We start from the raw sequence: 18,276 nt of genomic DNA, 5'->3' as shown, positions 1-18,276 counted from the left end.
AGGAGTTAGTCATGGTGAGATTAGATAAGAACGACCCAACAATGCTGGCGCGCCAGTTGCCGCTAAAATCCGTTGCCCTGATCCTGGCGGGCGGCCGGGGGACGCGTCTGAAAGATTTAACCAAGAAACGCGCCAAACCGGCGGTGCACTTCGGTGGCAAGTTCCGCATCATCGACTTCGCGCTTTCCAACTGCATTAACTCCGGCATTCGGCGAATTGGCGTCATCACGCAGTACCAGTCGCATACGCTGATTCAACATATTCAGCGCGGCTGGTCGTTTTTTAATAACGAGATGAATGAGTTTGTCGATCTGCTGCCCGCTCAGCAGCGTGTGCATGGTGAAAACTGGTATCGCGGCACGGCGGATGCCGTCACGCAGAATCTCGACATCATTCGTCGTTATCGTGCGGAGTACATCGTCATCCTGGCGGGCGATCACATCTACAAGCAGGACTACTCGCGCATGCTGATTGACCATGTGGAAAAAGAGGCGCGCTGCACCGTTGCCTGCCTGCCGGTGCCCGTACATGAAGCCACCGCTTTTGGCGTAATGGCCGTTGATGAGAACGACAAAATAATCGACTTCGTAGAGAAACCCGCGTCGCCGCCCTGTATGCCAGGTGACGACAGCAAGGCGCTGGCCAGCATGGGGATCTATATTTTTGATGCGGAGTATCTGTACGACCTGCTGGAGCAGGACGATGAGAATGAAAATTCCAGCCATGATTTTGGTAAGGACATCATTCCGCAGATAGTGAAGTCTGGCATGGCGTATGCGCACCCTTTCCCGTTGTCCTGCGTGCAGTCCGATCCTGATGCTGGGCCATACTGGCGGGATGTCGGCACGCTCGAAGCCTACTGGAAAACGAACCTGGATTTAGCCTCGGTGATGCCGGAACTGGACATGTACGATCAAAATTGGCCTATCCGTACCTATAATCAATCTTTACCCCCGGCGAAATTCGTCCAGGACAGGTCGGGCAGCCACGGCATGACGTTGAACTCGCTGGTTTCCGGCGGTTGCGTTATTTCAGGATCGGTTGTTGTGCAGTCGGTGTTGTTCTACCGCGTGCGTGTCAACTCATTCTGCAATATCGACTCTTCGGTCTTGCTGCCGGAAGTGTGGGTGGGGCGCTCCTGTCGCCTCCATCGCTGCATTATCGACAGAGGCTGTGTGATACCGGAAGGCACGGTGATTGGTGAAAATGCGGAAGAAGATGCGCGTCGCTTTTACCGTTCCGAAGAAGGCATTGTGTTGGTCACACGAGAAATGTTGCGCAAATTAAAAGCTGAAAGCATCTGATTATAACCTTGCGCGGAAGGGGTCCGCGCGCTGTTTCCCCCTTTCTGGCGTCAAGGCCAACGGGTTTTGAACAGGAGCGATAATGCAGGTTTTACATGTATGTTCTGAGATGTTTCCGTTGCTGAAGACCGGGGGTCTGGCAGACGTGATTGGCGCGTTGCCTGCGGCACAAATTGCCGGTGGTGTTGATACTCGCGTTCTGTTACCTGCGTTCCCTGATATTCGTCGTGGCGTGAGCGATGCGAAAGTGGTGTCCCGGCGTGAGACGTTTGCCGGCCACATTTCGCTGTTATTCGGTCACTTCAACGGGGTGGGGATTTACATGATCGATGCGCCGCATCTGTACGATCGGCCCGGGAGTCCCTATCACGACACGAATTTGTTCGCCTATACCGACAACGTACTACGTTTTGCGTTACTCGGTTGGGTCGGCAGCGAAATGGCCAGCGGACTTGATCCATTCTGGCGCCCGGATGTGGTGCACGCGCACGACTGGCATGCAGGGTTGGCACCGGCGTACCTCGCGGCGAAGGGGCATCCGGCCAAGTCGGTGTTTACGGTGCATAACCTAGCCTATCAGGGCATGTTTTATGCACAGCATATGAATGACATCGAACTGCCATTGTCGTTCTTTAATATGCACGGGCTGGAGTTCAACGGACAGATTTCGTTTCTCAAGGCGGGGTTGTATTACGCGGACCATATTACCGCCGTCAGCCCGACGTACGCGCGTGAGATCACCGAACCGCAGTTCGCCTATGGCATGGAAGGATTGTTGCGCCAGCGCCAGCAGGAAGGTCGCCTGAGCGGCATCCTCAATGGCGTGGATGAAAAAATTTGGGATCCGGCCACCGATTTGCTGCTCGGTGCGCGCTACACGCGCGATACGCTGGAAGAAAAAGCGGAAAACAAACGCCAGCTGCAAGTGGCGATGGGGCTGAAAGTGAACGACAAAGTCCCGTTGTTTGCGGTGGTGAGCCGCCTGACCAGCCAGAAAGGGCTGGATCTGGTGCTCGAAGCCTTGCCTGGGCTGCTGGAGCAGGGTGGTCAACTGGCGCTACTCGGCGCGGGCGATCCGGTGTTGCAGGAAGGGTTCCTCGCCGCCGCCGCGGAACACTCCGGGCAGGTGGGGGTGCAGATTGGTTACCACGAAGCGTTCTCGCACCGCATTATGGGCGGGGCGGATGTGATTCTGGTGCCGAGCCGCTTTGAACCCTGCGGCCTGACGCAATTGTATGGCCTCAAGTACGGCACGCTGCCATTAGTGCGCCGCACGGGCGGGCTGGCGGATACGGTTTCCGACAGTTCGCTGGAAAACCTGGCGGATGGCGTCGCCAGCGGTTTTGTGTTTGAAGATAGTAATGCCTGGTCGCTGCTTAGGGCCATCAGGCGTGCTTTCGTGTTGTGGTCCCGTCCATCGCTTTGGCGTTTTGTGCAACGTCAGGCGATGGCGATGGATTTTAGCTGGCAGGTCGCCGCGCAGTCATACCGCGATCTTTACTTTCGGTTGAAATAGTTTTCCAGGAATCACTTATATGAATGCACCTTTTACTTATGCTTCACCTACGTTAAGTATTGAGGCGTTAAAACATTCGATTGCCTACAAACTGATGTTCACCATCGGTAAAGATCCGGCTGTCGCCAATCGCCACGAATGGCTGAACGCCACGCTGTTTGCCGTGCGCGATCGGCTGGTGGAGCGCTGGCTGCGTTCCACCCGTGCGCAGCTCTCTCAGGAAGTGCGCCAGGTTTACTACTTGTCGATGGAGTTTCTGATTGGTCGTACCCTTTCTAACGCCTTGCTCTCACTCGGTATCTATGACGATGTGAAAAATGCGCTGGATGAAATGGGGTTCGATCTTGAAGAGCTGATTGATGAAGAGAACGACCCCGGCCTTGGTAACGGCGGGCTGGGTCGACTGGCGGCCTGCTTCCTGGATTCGCTGGCGACGCTGGGATTGCCCGGTCGCGGCTATGGCATTCGTTACGACTACGGGATGTTCAAGCAGAACATCGTCGACGGGCGGCAGAAAGAGTCGCCGGATTACTGGCTGGAATACGGCAACCCGTGGGAGTTTAAACGCCACAACACGCGCTACAAAGTGCGGTTTGGTGGGCGCATTCAGCAGGAAGGCAGAAAGAGCCGCTGGGTTGAAACCGAAGAGATCCTGGCGGTTGCCTACGATCAGATTATCCCCGGCTACGATACCGATGCGACTAACACGCTGCGTTTGTGGAACGCGCAGGCGAGTAGTGAAATCAACCTCGGCAAATTCAACCAGGGTGACTACTTTGCCGCCGTGGAAGATAAAAACCACTCGGAAAACGTCTCCCGCGTCCTCTACCCGGATGATTCAACCTACTCCGGTCGTGAGTTGCGTCTGCGTCAGGAGTACTTCCTGGTCTCCGCGACGGTGCAGGATATCCTCAGCCGCCACTATCAGCTGCACCAGACTTTTAGCAATCTGGCAGATAAAATCGCCATTCATCTCAACGACACCCACCCGGTGCTGTCGATTCCTGAGCTGATGCGTCTGCTCATTGACGAACATAAATTCGAATGGGATGACGCCTTTGAGGTGACCTGTCAGGTCTTCTCTTACACCAACCACACGCTGATGAGTGAGGCGCTGGAGACCTGGCCGGTGGATATGCTGGGTAAAATTTTGCCGCGCCATCTGCAAATCATCTTTGAAATTAATGATTATTTCCTCAAAACCTTGCAGGAGCAGCATCCGAATAACACCGATTTGTTGAGCCGCACATCGATTATTGACGAAGCCAGCGGACGCCGGGTGCGTATGGCCTGGCTGGCGGTGGTGGTGAGCCATAAAGTGAATGGCGTTTCCGAGCTGCACTCCAATTTAATGGTGCAGTCGCTGTTTGCCGATTTCGCAGAAATCTTCCCGATGCGTTTTCTCAACGTCACTAACGGCGTGACGCCGCGGCGCTGGCTGGCGCTGGCGAACCCGTCGCTTTCGCATGTGCTGGATGAAAATATTGGCCGCACATGGCGTACCGATCTCAGTCAGTTGAGCGAGCTGGAGCAGCATATTGATTACCCGACGGTGAACCAGGCGGTGCGCCAGGCGAAGCTGGAGAATAAAAAGCGGCTGGCGGTCGTTATCGCCCAGCAACTTAATGTGGTAGTGAACCCGAAAGCGCTGTTCGATGTGCAGATCAAACGCATTCATGAATATAAGCGCCAGCTAATGAACGTGTTGCACGTTATTGTTCGCTATAACCGCATCAAGGCCGATCCCACGGCGCAATGGGTGCCGCGCGTCAATATCTTCGCCGGCAAGGCCGCGTCTGCTTACTACATGGCGAAACATATTATCCATCTGATCAACGATGTCGCGCAGGTGATCAACAACGATCCGCAGATTGGTGACAAACTGAAAGTGGTCTTTATCCCCAATTACAGCGTCAGTCTCGCGCAGGTTATTATTCCGGCAGCGGATCTTTCCGAGCAGATTTCACTGGCGGGCACGGAAGCATCCGGCACCAGTAATATGAAGTTTGCCCTCAACGGCGCGCTGACGATTGGCACGCTGGATGGCGCAAATGTTGAGATGCAAGAGCACGTTGGCGAAGAGAATATCTTTATCTTCGGTAACACGGCGGATGAAGTCGAAGCGCTGCGGCGCAAGGGCTATAAGCCGCGTGAATACTACGAGAAAGATGAAGAGTTGCATCAGGTGCTGACGCAAATCGCCACTGGCTTATTCAGCCCGCAGGAACCCGGGCGCTACCGCGATCTCGTCGATTCCTTGATCAACTTTGGCGACCATTATCAGGTACTGGCAGATTTCCGTAGCTATATCGACTGCCAGGAAAAAGTGGATGAGCTTTATCGCCACCCGGAAGAGTGGACCAATAAAGCGATGCGCAACATCGCCAATATGGGGTACTTTTCATCGGATCGCACCATTCAGGAATATGCCGACTATATCTGGCATATCAAACCGGTTCGGCTGTAATAAAAAACCTCTCCCGGTTGGGAGAGGTTTCTTCTCTTGCGATGCCACTCTCCCGATTGGGAGAGGTTTCTTCTCTTGCGATGCCGCTCTCCCGGTTGGGAGAAGCGGATTCTGTTATGACGCCAGCGACAGTTCCGTTTTATGATGACGGGTTAACCATTGCGCCACACGCGACTGCTCTTCCGCATTCAGCCACATGCCGAGTTTGGTGCGACGCCAGATCGCGTCGTCCAGGCGTCTGACCCATTCGTGTTCGACAAGGTAACGCAGTTCGGCTTCATACAACTCGTGGCCGAAATGCTCGCCTAACGCTTCCAGGCTGGTGGCATTTGCCAGTATCAGCTCGCTGTTGCTGCCGTAAGTGCGGGCATAGTGGCGCGCCAGCGATTCGCTGATAAACGGATAACGGCGGCGCAATTTGGCGGCGTAATCATCGCGATCGCCCGCAATATCCCCGCCTGGTAACACACAGCTTTTCGTCCATGCCGGACCAATACCTTTGTAGTACGGCGTCAGTTTTTCCAGCGCGTGTTCGGCCAGCTTGCGGTAAGTGGTCAACTTGCCGCCAAACACGGAGAGCAGCGGTGCTTTGCCGTTTTCGTCGTGGATATCCAGCGTGTAGTCACGCGTGATAGCCTGCGGCGAATCGGATTCGTCATCGCACAGCGGGCGTACGCCGGAGTAAGTCCAGACAATATCCTCGCGGCTTAGCTGTTTCTTGAAGTGACCGTTATAGACTTTCAGCAGGTAATTGATCTCGTTTTCGTCGATCTCCACATGCTTCGGATCGCCTTTATACTCCACGTCCGTGGTGCCGATAATTGAAAACTCATCCATCCACGGAATCACAAAGACAATACGCTTATCTTCGTTTTGCAGGATATACGCCTGTTTTTGCGCGTGTGCTCGCGGCACCACAATATGGCTGCCTTTGATCAGACGGATGCCGTAGGGGGATGGCAGATGCATACCGTCATCAAAGAACTCTTTCACCCACGGGCCGGTGGCGTTAACCAGACCGCGCGCCTGCCAGCTAAATTTTTCTCCGGTGTCGATATCTTCCGCTTCAACAATCCACATGCCATTTTCACGGCGTGCGCTGGTGGCGCGGGTGCGGGTCATCACTTTACCGCCTTTTTGTTCCACCATCTGCGCATTGGCGAGTACCAGACGCGCATCGTCCACCCAACAGTCAGAATATTCGAAACCGCGCACGATTTCCGGTTTCAGCACCGATTCTGCGCCAAAACGCAAACCGCGCGATGCAGGCAAACTGGTGCGTTTACCCAGATGATCGTACATAAACAGACCAATACGAATCATCCACGCCGGGCGCAGGTGCGGGCGGTGCGGCAGACGAAAACGCATCGGGAAAGCGATGTGTGGTGCCATTTTAAGCAGCACTTCGCGTTCGGCCAGCGCTTCGCTCACCAGGCGGAATTCGTAGTGTTCAAGGTAGCGCAGGCCGCCGTGAATCAATTTGGAGCTGTTGCTGGATGTCGCGCAGGCGAGATCCTGTGCTTCCAGCATCAGCACGGACAAACCACGCCCTGCGGCGTCAACCGCGATACCGGCACCATTAATGCCCCCGCCTATCACAATCAGATCTTTGGTTTCCATGCTGTCCTCATGCACTTTCGTTATAGCTCAAAAATGTTCGATATCGCTCATAATAGCAAAGGAACGCGCTTTTGGTAACATCAAAAAAACAATTTAGAGTGATATGCATAACATAATGGCGCTAACCCGCTGTCACGACGTACACTTGACGGCAGGATAGCCATTAACTGTGTCAATTAAGAGAACGTCATGGATCACTTTGAGTGTATTAACGTAGAAGAAGCCCACCAAAAATTGCACCAGCAGCAGGCCGTGCTGGTGGATATTCGCGACCCGCAGAGCTTTGCGATGGGGCATACGCCAGGCGCGTTTCATCTCACCAACGACACGCTGGGCGCGTTTATGCGTGATAACGACTTCGAAACGCCGGTGATGGTGATGTGCTATCACGGCAACAGCAGTAAAGGCGCTGCGCAATATTTATTGCACCAGGGCTACGATCAGGTCTACAGCGTGGACGGCGGTTTCGACGCTTGGCATCGCCACTTTCCGTCTGAAGTGATGCACGGCGCGCTGTAGGCATTGCGCTCGTCTTCGGTATACTGTCTTTTTTTGTAGGGACTAAACGACGCCTGCCATGTTGATGATTACCTCTTTTTCCAACCCTCGCGTCGCCCAGGCGTTTGTTGACTATATGCAGACCCAGGGTGTGATCCTCACCCTTCAACACCATCAGCAAAGCGATGTCTGGCTGGCAGATGAAAGCCAGGCGGAGCGCGTGCGCAGCGAACTGGCGCGTTTTATGGAAAACCCCGGCGACCCGCGTTATCTGGCGGCGAGCTGGCAATCCGGGCAAATCGATAGCGGCTTACACTATCGCCGCTTTCCGCTGCGGGCGGCGCTGCGTGAGCGCGGCGGGCCATTAACGTTGCTGATGTCGGCGCTGTGCATCGTGGTGTTTGTGATGATGAGCATCATCGGCGATCAAACGGTGATGATGTGGCTTGCCTGGCCGTGGGACGCAAGCGTGCAGTTTGAAGTCTGGCGCTACTTTACCCATGCGGTAATGCACTTTTCGCTGGTGCATATCATCTTCAACCTTTTCTGGTGGTGGTATCTTGGCGGCGTGGTTGAAAAACGTCTGGGCACCGGAAAACTGGTGGTCATCACCCTCATTAGCGCTTTATTGAGCGGTTTTGTGCAGCACCAGCTTACTGGTCCGTGGTTTGGCGGCTTATCCGGCGTGGTTTATGCGCTGATTGGCTATGTCTGGCTGCGCGGTTTACGTGACCCGGAATCGCAGATTGCGTTACCTAACGGATTGTTTATCTTCACCGTTGTGCTGATGGTGGCGGAGTGGTTTGGTTTGACCGGTTTCGCGATTGCTAACGGCGCGCACACGGCGGGGATGGTGATTGGGCTGGCGATGGCGCTGGTCGACACGAAAAATGTGCGAAAACGAACATAATTATCCAGGGACAATTCATGAAACAAACACAGCGTCATGACGCAATTATTGAACTGGTTAAACAGCAGGGATACGTCAGTACCGAAGAGTTAGTCGAGCAATTTTCCGTTAGTCCACAAACGATTCGCCGCGATCTGAACGATCTGGCGGATCAAAATAAAATTTTGCGTCATCACGGCGGCGCGGCGCTGCCATCGAGCTCGGAAAACACCTCCTGGCACGATCGCAAAGCGACACAAACGGCGGAAAAAGAGCGTATCGCCCGCAAAGTGGCGGAACAGATTCCCAACGGCGCCACGCTGTTTATTGATATCGGCACCACGCCGGAAGCGGTCGCCCATGCGCTGCTCAACCACAGTGATTTACGCATCGTCACCAACAACCTGAACGTCGCCAATACATTAATGAAAAAAGACGATTTCCGGGTAATTCTGGCGGGCGGTGAGTTACGCAGCCGGGACGGCGGGATTGTGGGCGAGGCGACGCTCGATTTTATCTCTCAATTCCGCCTCGATTTCGGCATCCTCGGCATTAGCGGCATTGATGCCGATGGCTCATTGCTGGAGTTTGATTACCATGAAGTGCGCACCAAACGGGCGATTATTGAAAACTCGCGCCATGTGATGCTGGTGGTGGATCACTCGAAGTTTGGCCGCAACGCGATGGTCAATATGGGCAGTATTAGCATGGTGGACGCGGTTTACACCGATACCATGCCACCCGCCAGCGTGGTGCAGGTGATTACCAGCAACAACGTGCAACTGGAGCTGTGCTAAACCGCCTTGCGGCGGTTTTTACACTCCGTAGCCCATGATCTTCAGCAACTGCTGCGCATGCTGAACCGCATCCTGGCGATGGGCGACGCCGAGTTTCTGATAGAGATTGCGGATATGGGTTTTAATGGTCGTCGCCGCGACAGCCAGTTCGCCCGCAATCTGTTCATTACTGTAGCCTGAATAAATCAGCCCCAGCACCTGCCATTCGCGCTGGGTCAGCGGGCTGGTGCGGATCAATTCCGGTACTTCCGGGTGAGTTAGCAGCCGTTCGACAAAGTTCTCGTCAAAATGCGCGAATTTATGCCGATGATGCTGATTAATGTCGCGCAGAATGCGCTGGGCGCGGTGCTGATCCAGCTCCGGCAGCGTGTTGAGCTGAATTAACTGACGCAACTGCTGCGCCATCGCTTCACCTTCAATCACGAAGTGGCTGATAAATCCGGTGCGGTTAGCCAGTTGTAAGGCCTCCAGCAACACCCGCTGCGCATCATTTTTACGTCCCGCCTGCCAGTAAAGCTGGTTCAACAGCAACAGGTTGCGGTTGATATCACTCATCAGACGCAGACTGCGCGCATTTTCGTTTAGCTCTTCAAGCACCATCTCAGCCGGGTCGAAATCACCAAGCAGGATCTGCGCGCGGGCAATATTACGCCACTGGCTTTGCAGGAAGTGGTTATTGGCAAATTCTGGTTTAGGCGTCTGGCGCAGCCACTGAGCCGCCGCTTTTTTATCGCCGGTCATTTGCCAGTAGATCACCCGCACTTTGTCGGCGTTCGACACCCAGTCGCTATGGTACTGACCATTGCCGAGCAAGTTTTCCAGCCGGTGCAGGTGACTACGGGCATTATCGAGATCGCCACGCGCCAGCGAGTTTTGCACCAGCAACGCCAGACACTGCAACTGCTGCTGCGGTTGCAGGGCGGAAAGCACCTCCATACCCTGGCGTGCCGCCGCTTCGGACTCGTCCAGCCGCGCCCACGCCCACAACAGTTGCGCGCGGATGCGCAGTAAAAATTCATGCATCGGCAGTTGTTCAAGATGCTGCTCACGGATAAGCGTGAAAGCCTTCTCTTGCATCTCCCAGGCCGCTTGCAGGAAGCCCTGGGCGAACAGAATTTCGCTTTGCTGAATAAGGCTCCACAACGCGTAGTGCCAGACATCGTGGCGACGCGCCATCTGCTCGGTTTGCTGCATAACCGACAGCGAATTAGTTAACTCGCCTTTGCAGTGCAGCACTTCGCCGTGAACCGAGGTGGCCACAATGCGGCTGTAGTAATTTGCCAGCGGCAACTCTTCGAGCGCCACCATCGCCAGCCGTTCGGCTTCCACCGGATCACCATCGTTGATGGCGACTTGCGCGCGCAACGCGTTGAAATCGCCATGCAGCGAGGCGTCCATTTGCGTGGTCATCTCCTGTTCGGCGCGCGCCAGCAGGGTGTTCACTTCGCTGTAGCGGTGCTGGCTTTGCATCAGCCAGGCTTGTAACAGCACCAGGCGAGGGTTTTCCAGCAGGCTTTCCCACGGCAGCGCTTTCAGCGACTCTTCCAGCACACTCAGCTCGCTGTGGTTGAATAGCCCCCAGGCGTGATGCAGCAGAATATCGCGCAGCATAATGCCATCGCCCGCCGCCAGCGCATGGTGAATAGCTTCGCTCGGGAAGCCTTGCGCCATCCAGCTTTCCGCCGCCGCGCGGTGAATATCCGGTAACTCTGTCGCCAGTTCCCACTGGCAGCGCTGGCGCAGGAAGTTGCCAAACAGCGGATGGTAGCTAAACCATTCGCCGGAATCGTCCATCCGTTGCAGGAACAGGCCCTGGCGCTCAATCTCTTCCAGCCGCATCTGCCCGTTCTCTTCGCCGGTCACGCGCACAATCAGCGCATCGTTCATCGAACGCAGCAGCGCGCTTTTCAGCAGGAAATGACGGGTATCAACATCGACATTATCCAGCACTTCATCAACCAGATAATCCGAAAGATGGCTGGCGTTAATGCCCGCCAGACGGCGCGCAGACTGGTGCGGTGCGCTGTGATTTTGCCGGGCGGAAAGCGCGATAAGCTGGAGCGCCGTTGCCCAACCGGCCACGTCGTCGCACAGGCGGCTGCTCTCTGCCGCTTCAATAGGGGAGGTCAGGCGACAGTCAAAGAACTGTTTGGCTTCCTGGTGGGTAAAGGCAAGCTGGTGGCTGCCAATTTCCAGCAACTGCTCGCGCACACGAAGATTCGCGATGCCTAACTGCGGCAAGTTGCGTGACAGCACAATCAGCGTCAGGTTTTCTGGCTGATGGCGTAAGAAAAAGCGCATCGCATCGTGAATGACCGGGTTGGTGACGAGGTGGTAATCATCAATCACCAGATACAACGGGCGCTGCCATTCGGTCAGCTCAATAAACAGCTGTGAAAAGAGTGACGGCAGGCTGGCGTACTGGCGCTTTTGCGCCATCACTTCACTGCTGACGCAGTGCCCGCCCGTCGCCTGCTGGACGGCGGCGATAAAATAACTGGCAAAGCGTTCTTGCTGGTTGTCTCCTTCATCCAGCGAATACCAGCCAACGTCGTTCTTACCTGCCGCCCACTGCGAAATGAGCGTGGTTTTGCCGTAACCCGCAGGGCTGGTTACCAGCGCAAGCCGATAATTGTTGGCGCCGGAAAGTTTAGCCAGCAGCCGTTCCCGCACCACCGTGTGGTCGAGACGAACCGGGCGACTTAATTTGGACGGAATCAACATAGTTATCACTTCACTGTGCGAAAAACGGAGGGGACGATTTTTTTTGCGCTTCGTAATTAATAGTAATAAGGTCGGCCAGATGAAGAAATATTGCAAGTTATGTCCGAATCTGGCGATTGTGAATTTGCACCATGTCACATTTCTATTTATGTCGTGAATAAAGAAAGCACAATAATGGCAAAAGAGGGGGAGCCAGGACTGGCGGGCGATGCAGACCGGGTTATTAAATACTATTGGCAACTATAAGGTCTTTATTAGAAATATTAAGACATTGGCTGACATAAACGCACAAATAGCAAAAAACGAACAATTCCGCTCAGCGAAATATTATTTCGCTAAATTTTCACCGGTCAGCAATAGTTATTCTCTCCGAAACGACATTTCATTTTTCCTGCCCGCATGCGGAATTTCTCATCTTCTGTTGCTGCTTTTTTGATTGAGTAATGTTCAAAAAAGACGCTACCTTTAGGTGGCGGCGATCACACTTTTCGCTCATCCCCGCTACTCCTCCCCGGCTAATCCCTGGCAGGATGAGGAAGTCACCTGTTGAGCCAGGCACACTAGCGCAAACGTCGATTTACTTCATTACAGGACCCGGATTCTTTATGTCAAAGCCAACGTTTAATAAAGCGGAATTTGAAACGGCTCTTACGCGCCAGTGGCAGCGTTTTGGGGTTCAGGCCGCGAGCGACATGACAACTCGTCAGTGGTGGCAAGCGGTCAGCGGTGCGCTGGCAGAATTGCTGGCGGCGCAGCCCGCGCCGAAAACGGCGAAAAATCAGCGCCACGTTAACTATATCTCCATGGAGTTTTTGATTGGTCGCCTGACCGGCAACAACTTGTTGAATCTGGGCTGGTATCAGGACGTTGGCGAGGTGCTGCAACACCACAACATCAACCTCACCGACCTGCTGGAAGAGGAGATCGATCCAGCGCTCGGCAACGGTGGTTTAGGGCGCCTGGCGGCCTGTTTCCTCGATTCGATGGCCACCGTTGGTCAGTCGGCCACTGGTTACGGTCTGAACTATCAATACGGCTTGTTCCGCCAGTCTTTTGTTGACGGGCAACAACACGAAGCGCCGGACGACTGGCATCGCCGTAGCTATCCGTGGTTTAGCCATAACGAGCAATTAGATGTGCAGGTGGGCATTGGCGGGAAAGTCAGCAAAGAAGGCCACTGGCAACCGGCTTTCACGATTGTAGGCGAAGCCTGGGATCTGCCGGTTATCGGTTATCGCAATGGTGTCACTCAGCCGCTGCGTCTGTGGCAGGCGACCCACGCGCATCCGTTTAATCTCACTAAGTTTAACGATGGTGATTTCCTGCGTGCCGAACAAACGGGTATTGATGCGGAAAAACTTACCAAAGTGCTCTACCCGAATGACAACCATCAGGCAGGCAAAAAGCTGCGTCTGATGCAGCAATATTTCCAGTGTGCCTGCTCGGTGGCCGATATTTTGCGCCGCCATCACCTGGCCGGACGCAAGCTGGCGCAACTGCCGGACTATGAAGTCATTCAACTCAACGATACGCACCCGACCATCGCCATACCGGAGCTGCTGCGTGTGCTGATCGATGAACATCAGCTGAGCTGGGATGATGCGTGGGCGATCACCAGCCGCACTTTCGCCTATACCAACCATACGTTGATGCCGGAAGCGCTGGAGCGCTGGGACGAAACGCTGGTGAAAGCGCTGCTGCCGCGCCATATGCAAATCATCAAGCAGATCAACGACAAATTTAAAGTGCTGGTCGAGAAAACCTGGCCGGGCGACAAAGCGGTGTGGGAAAAACTTGCGGTAGTGCATCACAAGCAAGTCCGCATGGCGAACCTCTGCGTGGTTGGCGGTTTCGCGGTCAACGGCGTTGCGGCGCTGCACTCGGATCTGGTGGTAAAAGATCTGTTCCCGGAATACCACCAGTTGTGGCCGGGCAAATTCCATAACGTCACCAATGGCATCACTCCGCGCCGCTGGATTAAACAGTGCAACCCGCAGTTGGCCGCGTTGCTTGATAAGACGCTGAAAAAAGAGTGGGCCAACGATCTCGACCAGTTGATTAACCTGGAGAAATACGCCGACGACGCGGCGTTCCGTAAACAGTACCGCGAGATAAAACAGCACAACAAACAACAACTGGCGGCGTTTGTGAAAGCGCGTACCGGCATCGAAATCAATCCGCACGCGCTGTTTGATATCCAAATCAAGCGCTTGCATGAGTACAAACGCCAGCATCTTGGTTTGCTGCATATTATCGCGCTGTATAAAGAGATCCGCGAAAACCCGCAAGCTGACCGCGTACCGCGCGTGTTCCTGTTTGGTGCGAAGGCCGCGCCGGGTTACTACCTGGCGAAAAACATTATCTATGCCATTAATAAAGTGGCGGAAGTGATTAATAACGACGCCAGCATTGGCGACAAGCTGAAGGTCGTTTTCCTGCCGGATTATTGTGTATCGGCGGCGGAAAAATTGATTCCGGCGGCGGATGTTTCCGAGCAGATCTCCACGGCCGGTAAAGAAGCCTCCGGCACCGGCAACATGAAGCTGGCGCTGAATGGCGCGTTAACCGTCGGTACGCTGGACGGTGCCAACGTCGAGATTGCCGAACAGGTGGGCGAAGAGAATATCTTTATCTTCGGTAACACCGTTGAGCAGGTGAAAGCGCTGAAAGCGAAAGGTTACGACCCGCTGAAGTGGCGCAAAAAAGACAAGCAACTTGATGCGGTACTGAAAGAGCTGGAAAGCGGTAAATACAGCGATGGCGATAAACACGCCTTCGACCAGATGTTGCACAGTCTCGGCAAGCAGGGCGGCGACCCGTATCTGGTGCTGGCGGATTTCGCCGATTACGTAGCCGCGCAAAAACGTGTCGATGTGCTCTACCGTGACCAGGAAGCCTGGACGCGTGCCGCGATCCTGAACACCGCGCGCTGCGGTATGTTCAGCTCCGACCGTTCGATTCGCGATTATCAAACCCGTATCTGGCAGGCGAAACGCTAAGGAAGGGTGATGGAGAGTAAACGTCTGGAACAGGCCGCGCTGGCGGCGGGGATCAGCCCGAACTACATCAATGCGCACGGTAAACCGCAATCCATTACCGTGAAAACCAAGCAGCGTTTGCTGGATGCGATGCATCCGGCGCCTGCGGTGGCGACCAGTGCGCCGCCGGTGCCCGTGGTACAGGTGTTTATCCATGGCAAGAAAAAGGTGCTGCCGGTTGTTGGTCAAGGTGATTTCCAGTGGCAACTCACCACGGAAACGGGCAAGCAGTACCAGGGCGAGGTGCGCGGTGGGGCGAATTTGCCGCTGCCTGCTGGCCTGGCACTGGGTTATCACACGCTGAGCGTGACGCAGAAAAATCAACACTGGCAGTGCCGGGTGATCATCGCGCCAGCGCGGTGTTATGAACCTCAGGCGCTGCTCGACGGTAAGAAACTGTGGGGTGCCTGTGTGCAGCTTTACACCCTGCGTTCTGAGAGTAACTGGGGGATTGGCGATTTCGGCGATCTGAAAAAGATGCTCGGCGAGGTGGCCAGCCGTGGCGGTGCGTTTATCGGGCTTAACCCGATTCATGCGCTCTATCCGGCGAACCCGGAGAGCGCCAGCCCGTACAGCCCGTCATCGCGCCGCTGGTTGAATGTTATCTATATCGATGTCAATGCGGTGGCGGATTTCCGCGACAGCGAAGAGGCGCAGGCGTGGTGGAATTTACCCACCACGCGCGAAACGCTACAGGCCGCCCGCGATGCACAATGGGTGGATTACGCCACCGTCACTGCGCTGAAACTGGAGGCATTGCGCATGGCGTGGCAGCGCTTTCGCCAGCGTGCGCAGAGCGATGAACAGGCTGTGGCGTTCCAGCTTTTTGTGCAGCAGGAAGGCGAGAGCCTTTACTGGCAGGCGGCGTTCGATGCGATTCACGCTAATCAGGTGAAAGAAGATGTGCTGCGCTGGGGCTGGCCGGTGTGGCCGGAAGGGTATCAGAATACGAACAGCCCGCAGGTGAAAGCGTTCTGCAAAGAGCATGAGGATGAGGTCAATTTCTACCTCTGGCTGCAATGGCTGGCTTACACCCAGTTCGCCGAATGCTGGCAAACCAGCCAGGGTTACGCGATGCCGATTGGTTTGTACCGTGACCTGGCCGTGGGTGTGGCGGAAGGTGGCGCAGAAACCTGGTGCGATCGCGAGTTGTATTGCCTGAAAGCATCCGTTGGCGCGCCGCCGGATATTCTCGGCCCGTTGGGGCAAAACTGGGGCTTGCCGCCGATGGATCCGCATGTGATCCACGCCCGCGCTTATGCGCCATTTATCGATCTGCTGCGTGCCAATATGAAAAACTGCGGTGCGCTGCGGATTGATCATGTGATGTCGATGCTGCGTCTGTGGTGGATCCCGTATGGTGAAACGGCGGATCACGGCGCGTATGTGCAGTACCCGGTCGATGACCTGCTCGCCATTCTCGCGCTGGAAAGCCAGCGTCATCAGTGCATGGTGATTGGTGAAGATCTGGGAACCGTACCGGTGGAGATCGTCGGTAAACTGCGCAGCAGCGGTGTGTACTCCTACAAAGTGCTCTACTTCGAAAACGATCATGAAAAAACGTTCCGCGCGCCGCAGGCGTACCCGCAACAGTCAATGGCGGTGGCGACAACGCACGATCTTCCTACCCTGCGTGGCTACTGGGAAAGCGGCGATTTGACGCTCGGTAAAACGCTGGGGCTCTATCCGGATGAAGTGGTTTTGCGCGGGTTGTACCAGGATCGCGAACTGGCGAAACAGGGGCTGCTTGATGCGCTTCATCAGTACGGTTGTTTGCCGCAGCGGGCCGGACATAAAGCGTCGCGTATGCCAATGACGTCGGTACTCAACCGTGGAATGCAGCGTTATATCGCCGACAGCAATAGCGCGCTGTTGGGGTTGCAACCGGAAGACTGGCTGGATATGGCCGGGCCGGTGAATATTCCGGGCACCAGTTATCAGTATAAAAACTGGCGGCGGAAGCTGGCGGTGTCGCTGGAGGCGATGTTTGCCGATAAAAAGGTCAATAAGTTATTAAAAGACCTCGATCGACGCCGTAAAGCGGCGGCAAAGCGGAAATAAAAAAGGCCCGGTTATCCGGGCCTTTTTACGTGCAGCGACTGAATTAAACCACCATGCCCAACAGCAGGCAGCCAACCAGACCGCACACGGAAATGATGGTTTCCAGCGCCGACCAGGAGCGCATGGTCTCGCCGATGGTCAGGTTGAAATACTCTTTGAACAGCCAGAAACCCGGATCGTTAACGTGAGAGAAAATCACGCTACCGGAACCGACTGCAATCACCATCAACTCCGGGCTTACGCCGGTGGTGGCAATCAACGGCGCTGCAATACCACCTGCGGTGATTGCCGCAACGGTGGCGGAACCCAGCGCGATACGCAGCACTGCGGCAATTGACCACGCCATAAACAGCGGGGAGAGATTGGTGGAATGCATCATTGAAGCGATGTATTTATCGACGCCGCTATCAACCAGAACCTGTTTGAACGCACCACCACCGCCGATGATCAGCAGCATCATGGCAATGATTTTGATGGAGCTGGTCAGCGTTTCGTTGATGTCGTCCATCGAACGGCCACGGTTCAGGCCGAAGGTGAATACCGCAATCAGCACCGCAATCATGGTTGCCATGACCGGGTCGCCGAAGAATTCAGCGTAAGGCAGCAGCGCATGGCCTTTCGGCAGCAGCATTTCTGCTACCGCGCGCAGTGCCATCAGGATCACCGGTACCAGCGATGTCCAGACGCTGACGCCAAAGCCCGGCATCTCTTCTTCGGTGAAGGTTTTCGCGTTGTAGAGGCCATCCGGGATCGGTTTATCAATGCTTTTCAGGAAACGGGCATAGACCGGGCCAGCAAGGATAACGGTTGGGATACCGAGCAGTGTTCCGTAGAGCAGCGTTTTGCCCATATCCGCATGGAAAATGGTCGCAATCGCTGTTGGGCCCGGGTGTGGAGGCAGAAAACCGTGCGTCACTGACAGCGCTGCCGCCATCGGCACACCCACATACAGCAGCGGAATACGTGCGGATGCCGCAATGGTAAACACCAGCGGCAGCAGCAGTACGAAGCCGACTTCATAAAACAGCGCGAAACCGACGGTAAAACCGGTCAGCACCACTGCCCACTGAATGTACTGGCGACCAAATTTTTCGATAAGCGTGGTGGCAATGCGCTGTGCGCCGCCGCAGTCCGCCAGCAGTTTGCCGAGCATGGCACCAAAACCCATGATCAGCGCAAGGCTGCCGAGCGTACCGCCAACACCATTTTTAATGGATTTAATAACGGCATCGAGCGGCATGCCCTGCATCATCCCCACGGCGAGCGCCACAAGGATTAGGGCGATAAATCCGTTCAGTTTGAAGCGGATCATTAACAGGAGTAAGAGAGCAACACCGATAGCGACTATGACTAATGGCATGA

11 protein-coding genes are annotated in these 18,276 nt (G+C 55.1%); 8 read left to right on the top strand and 3 right to left on the bottom strand.

Going from position 1 to position 18,276, the window contains the following annotated elements; all coding sequences use genetic code 11:
- The first annotated feature begins 11 nt into the window (after nucleotides 1-11).
- From glgC to glgP, 3 genes are all read left to right on the top strand, one after another.
- Nucleotides 12-1,304 carry a glucose-1-phosphate adenylyltransferase gene (gene glgC / locus H650_RS12550; RefSeq protein ID WP_020455569.1) on the top strand — a complete coding sequence of 431 codons (1,293 nt, stop codon included), beginning with the start codon at nucleotides 12-14 and terminating at the stop codon, nucleotides 1,302-1,304.
- Between the two features lie 82 nt (nucleotides 1,305-1,386).
- On the top strand, nucleotides 1,387-2,820 hold the full coding sequence (gene glgA, locus H650_RS12545; protein WP_017459547.1) for a glycogen synthase GlgA: 1,434 nt from the start codon (nucleotides 1,387-1,389) through the stop codon (nucleotides 2,818-2,820).
- Nucleotides 2,821-2,839: 19 nt separating this feature from the next.
- A complete protein-coding gene (glgP, locus tag H650_RS12540; RefSeq protein ID WP_020455568.1) occupies nucleotides 2,840-5,287 on the top strand; it encodes a glycogen phosphorylase in 2,448 nt (815 codons plus the stop codon).
- Between the two features lie 114 nt (nucleotides 5,288-5,401).
- Here the strand turns inward: glgP and glpD are convergent, their stop codons facing one another.
- A complete protein-coding gene (glpD, locus tag H650_RS12535; RefSeq protein WP_020455567.1) occupies nucleotides 5,402-6,907 on the bottom strand; it encodes a glycerol-3-phosphate dehydrogenase in 1,506 nt (501 codons plus the stop codon).
- A gap of 189 nt (nucleotides 6,908-7,096) precedes the next feature.
- Here glpD and glpE point away from each other — a divergent pair, with 189 nt between their 5' ends.
- The 3 genes from glpE to H650_RS12520 are packed head-to-tail and all read left to right on the top strand — an operon-like array spanning nucleotide 7,097 to nucleotide 9,091.
- Nucleotides 7,097-7,426, top strand: a complete 330-nt coding sequence (gene glpE, locus H650_RS12530) for a thiosulfate sulfurtransferase GlpE (RefSeq protein WP_020455566.1) — start codon at nucleotides 7,097-7,099, stop codon at nucleotides 7,424-7,426.
- Between the two features lie 58 nt (nucleotides 7,427-7,484).
- Nucleotides 7,485-8,315 carry a rhomboid family intramembrane serine protease GlpG gene (glpG, locus tag H650_RS12525; protein ID WP_020455565.1) on the top strand — a complete coding sequence of 277 codons (831 nt, stop codon included), beginning with the start codon at nucleotides 7,485-7,487 and terminating at the stop codon, nucleotides 8,313-8,315.
- Nucleotides 8,316-8,332: 17 nt separating this feature from the next.
- The gene (locus H650_RS12520; RefSeq protein WP_017459542.1) at nucleotides 8,333-9,091 is read left to right on the top strand and encodes a DeoR/GlpR family transcriptional regulator; all 759 of its coding nucleotides are present in this window, start codon (nucleotides 8,333-8,335) and stop codon (nucleotides 9,089-9,091) included.
- An 18-nt stretch (nucleotides 9,092-9,109) separates the two neighbouring features.
- On the opposite strand, the gene malT is transcribed toward H650_RS12520, so the two are convergent.
- Nucleotides 9,110-11,815, bottom strand: a complete 2,706-nt coding sequence (gene malT, locus H650_RS12515) for an HTH-type transcriptional regulator MalT (RefSeq protein WP_020455564.1) — start codon at nucleotides 11,813-11,815, stop codon at nucleotides 9,110-9,112.
- Nucleotides 11,816-12,420: 605 nt separating this feature from the next.
- On the opposite strand from malT, the gene malP reads away from it, so the two are divergent.
- Together malP and malQ are read left to right on the top strand one after the other, a co-directional pair.
- A complete protein-coding gene (gene malP, locus H650_RS12510; protein ID WP_020455562.1) occupies nucleotides 12,421-14,814 on the top strand; it encodes a maltodextrin phosphorylase in 2,394 nt (797 codons plus the stop codon).
- A 9-nt stretch (nucleotides 14,815-14,823) separates the two neighbouring features.
- Entirely contained in the window at nucleotides 14,824-16,914 is a 2,091-nt protein-coding gene (gene malQ, locus H650_RS12505) for a 4-alpha-glucanotransferase (protein ID WP_020455561.1), read from the top strand.
- 43 nt (nucleotides 16,915-16,957) lie between these two features.
- Here malQ and gntT read toward each other — a convergent pair whose 3' ends face one another.
- A complete protein-coding gene (gntT, locus tag H650_RS12500) occupies nucleotides 16,958-18,274 on the bottom strand; it encodes a gluconate transporter (RefSeq protein ID WP_020455560.1) in 1,317 nt (438 codons plus the stop codon).
- Nucleotides 18,275-18,276 lie beyond the last annotated feature (2 nt).

The organism is Enterobacter sp. R4-368 (genome assembly GCF_000410515.1).
Classification (GTDB): Bacteria; Pseudomonadota; Gammaproteobacteria; order Enterobacterales; family Enterobacteriaceae; genus Kosakonia.
The sequence above is the reverse complement of the archived record's forward strand: the minus strand, read 5'-3'. Positions and strand labels throughout refer to the sequence as shown.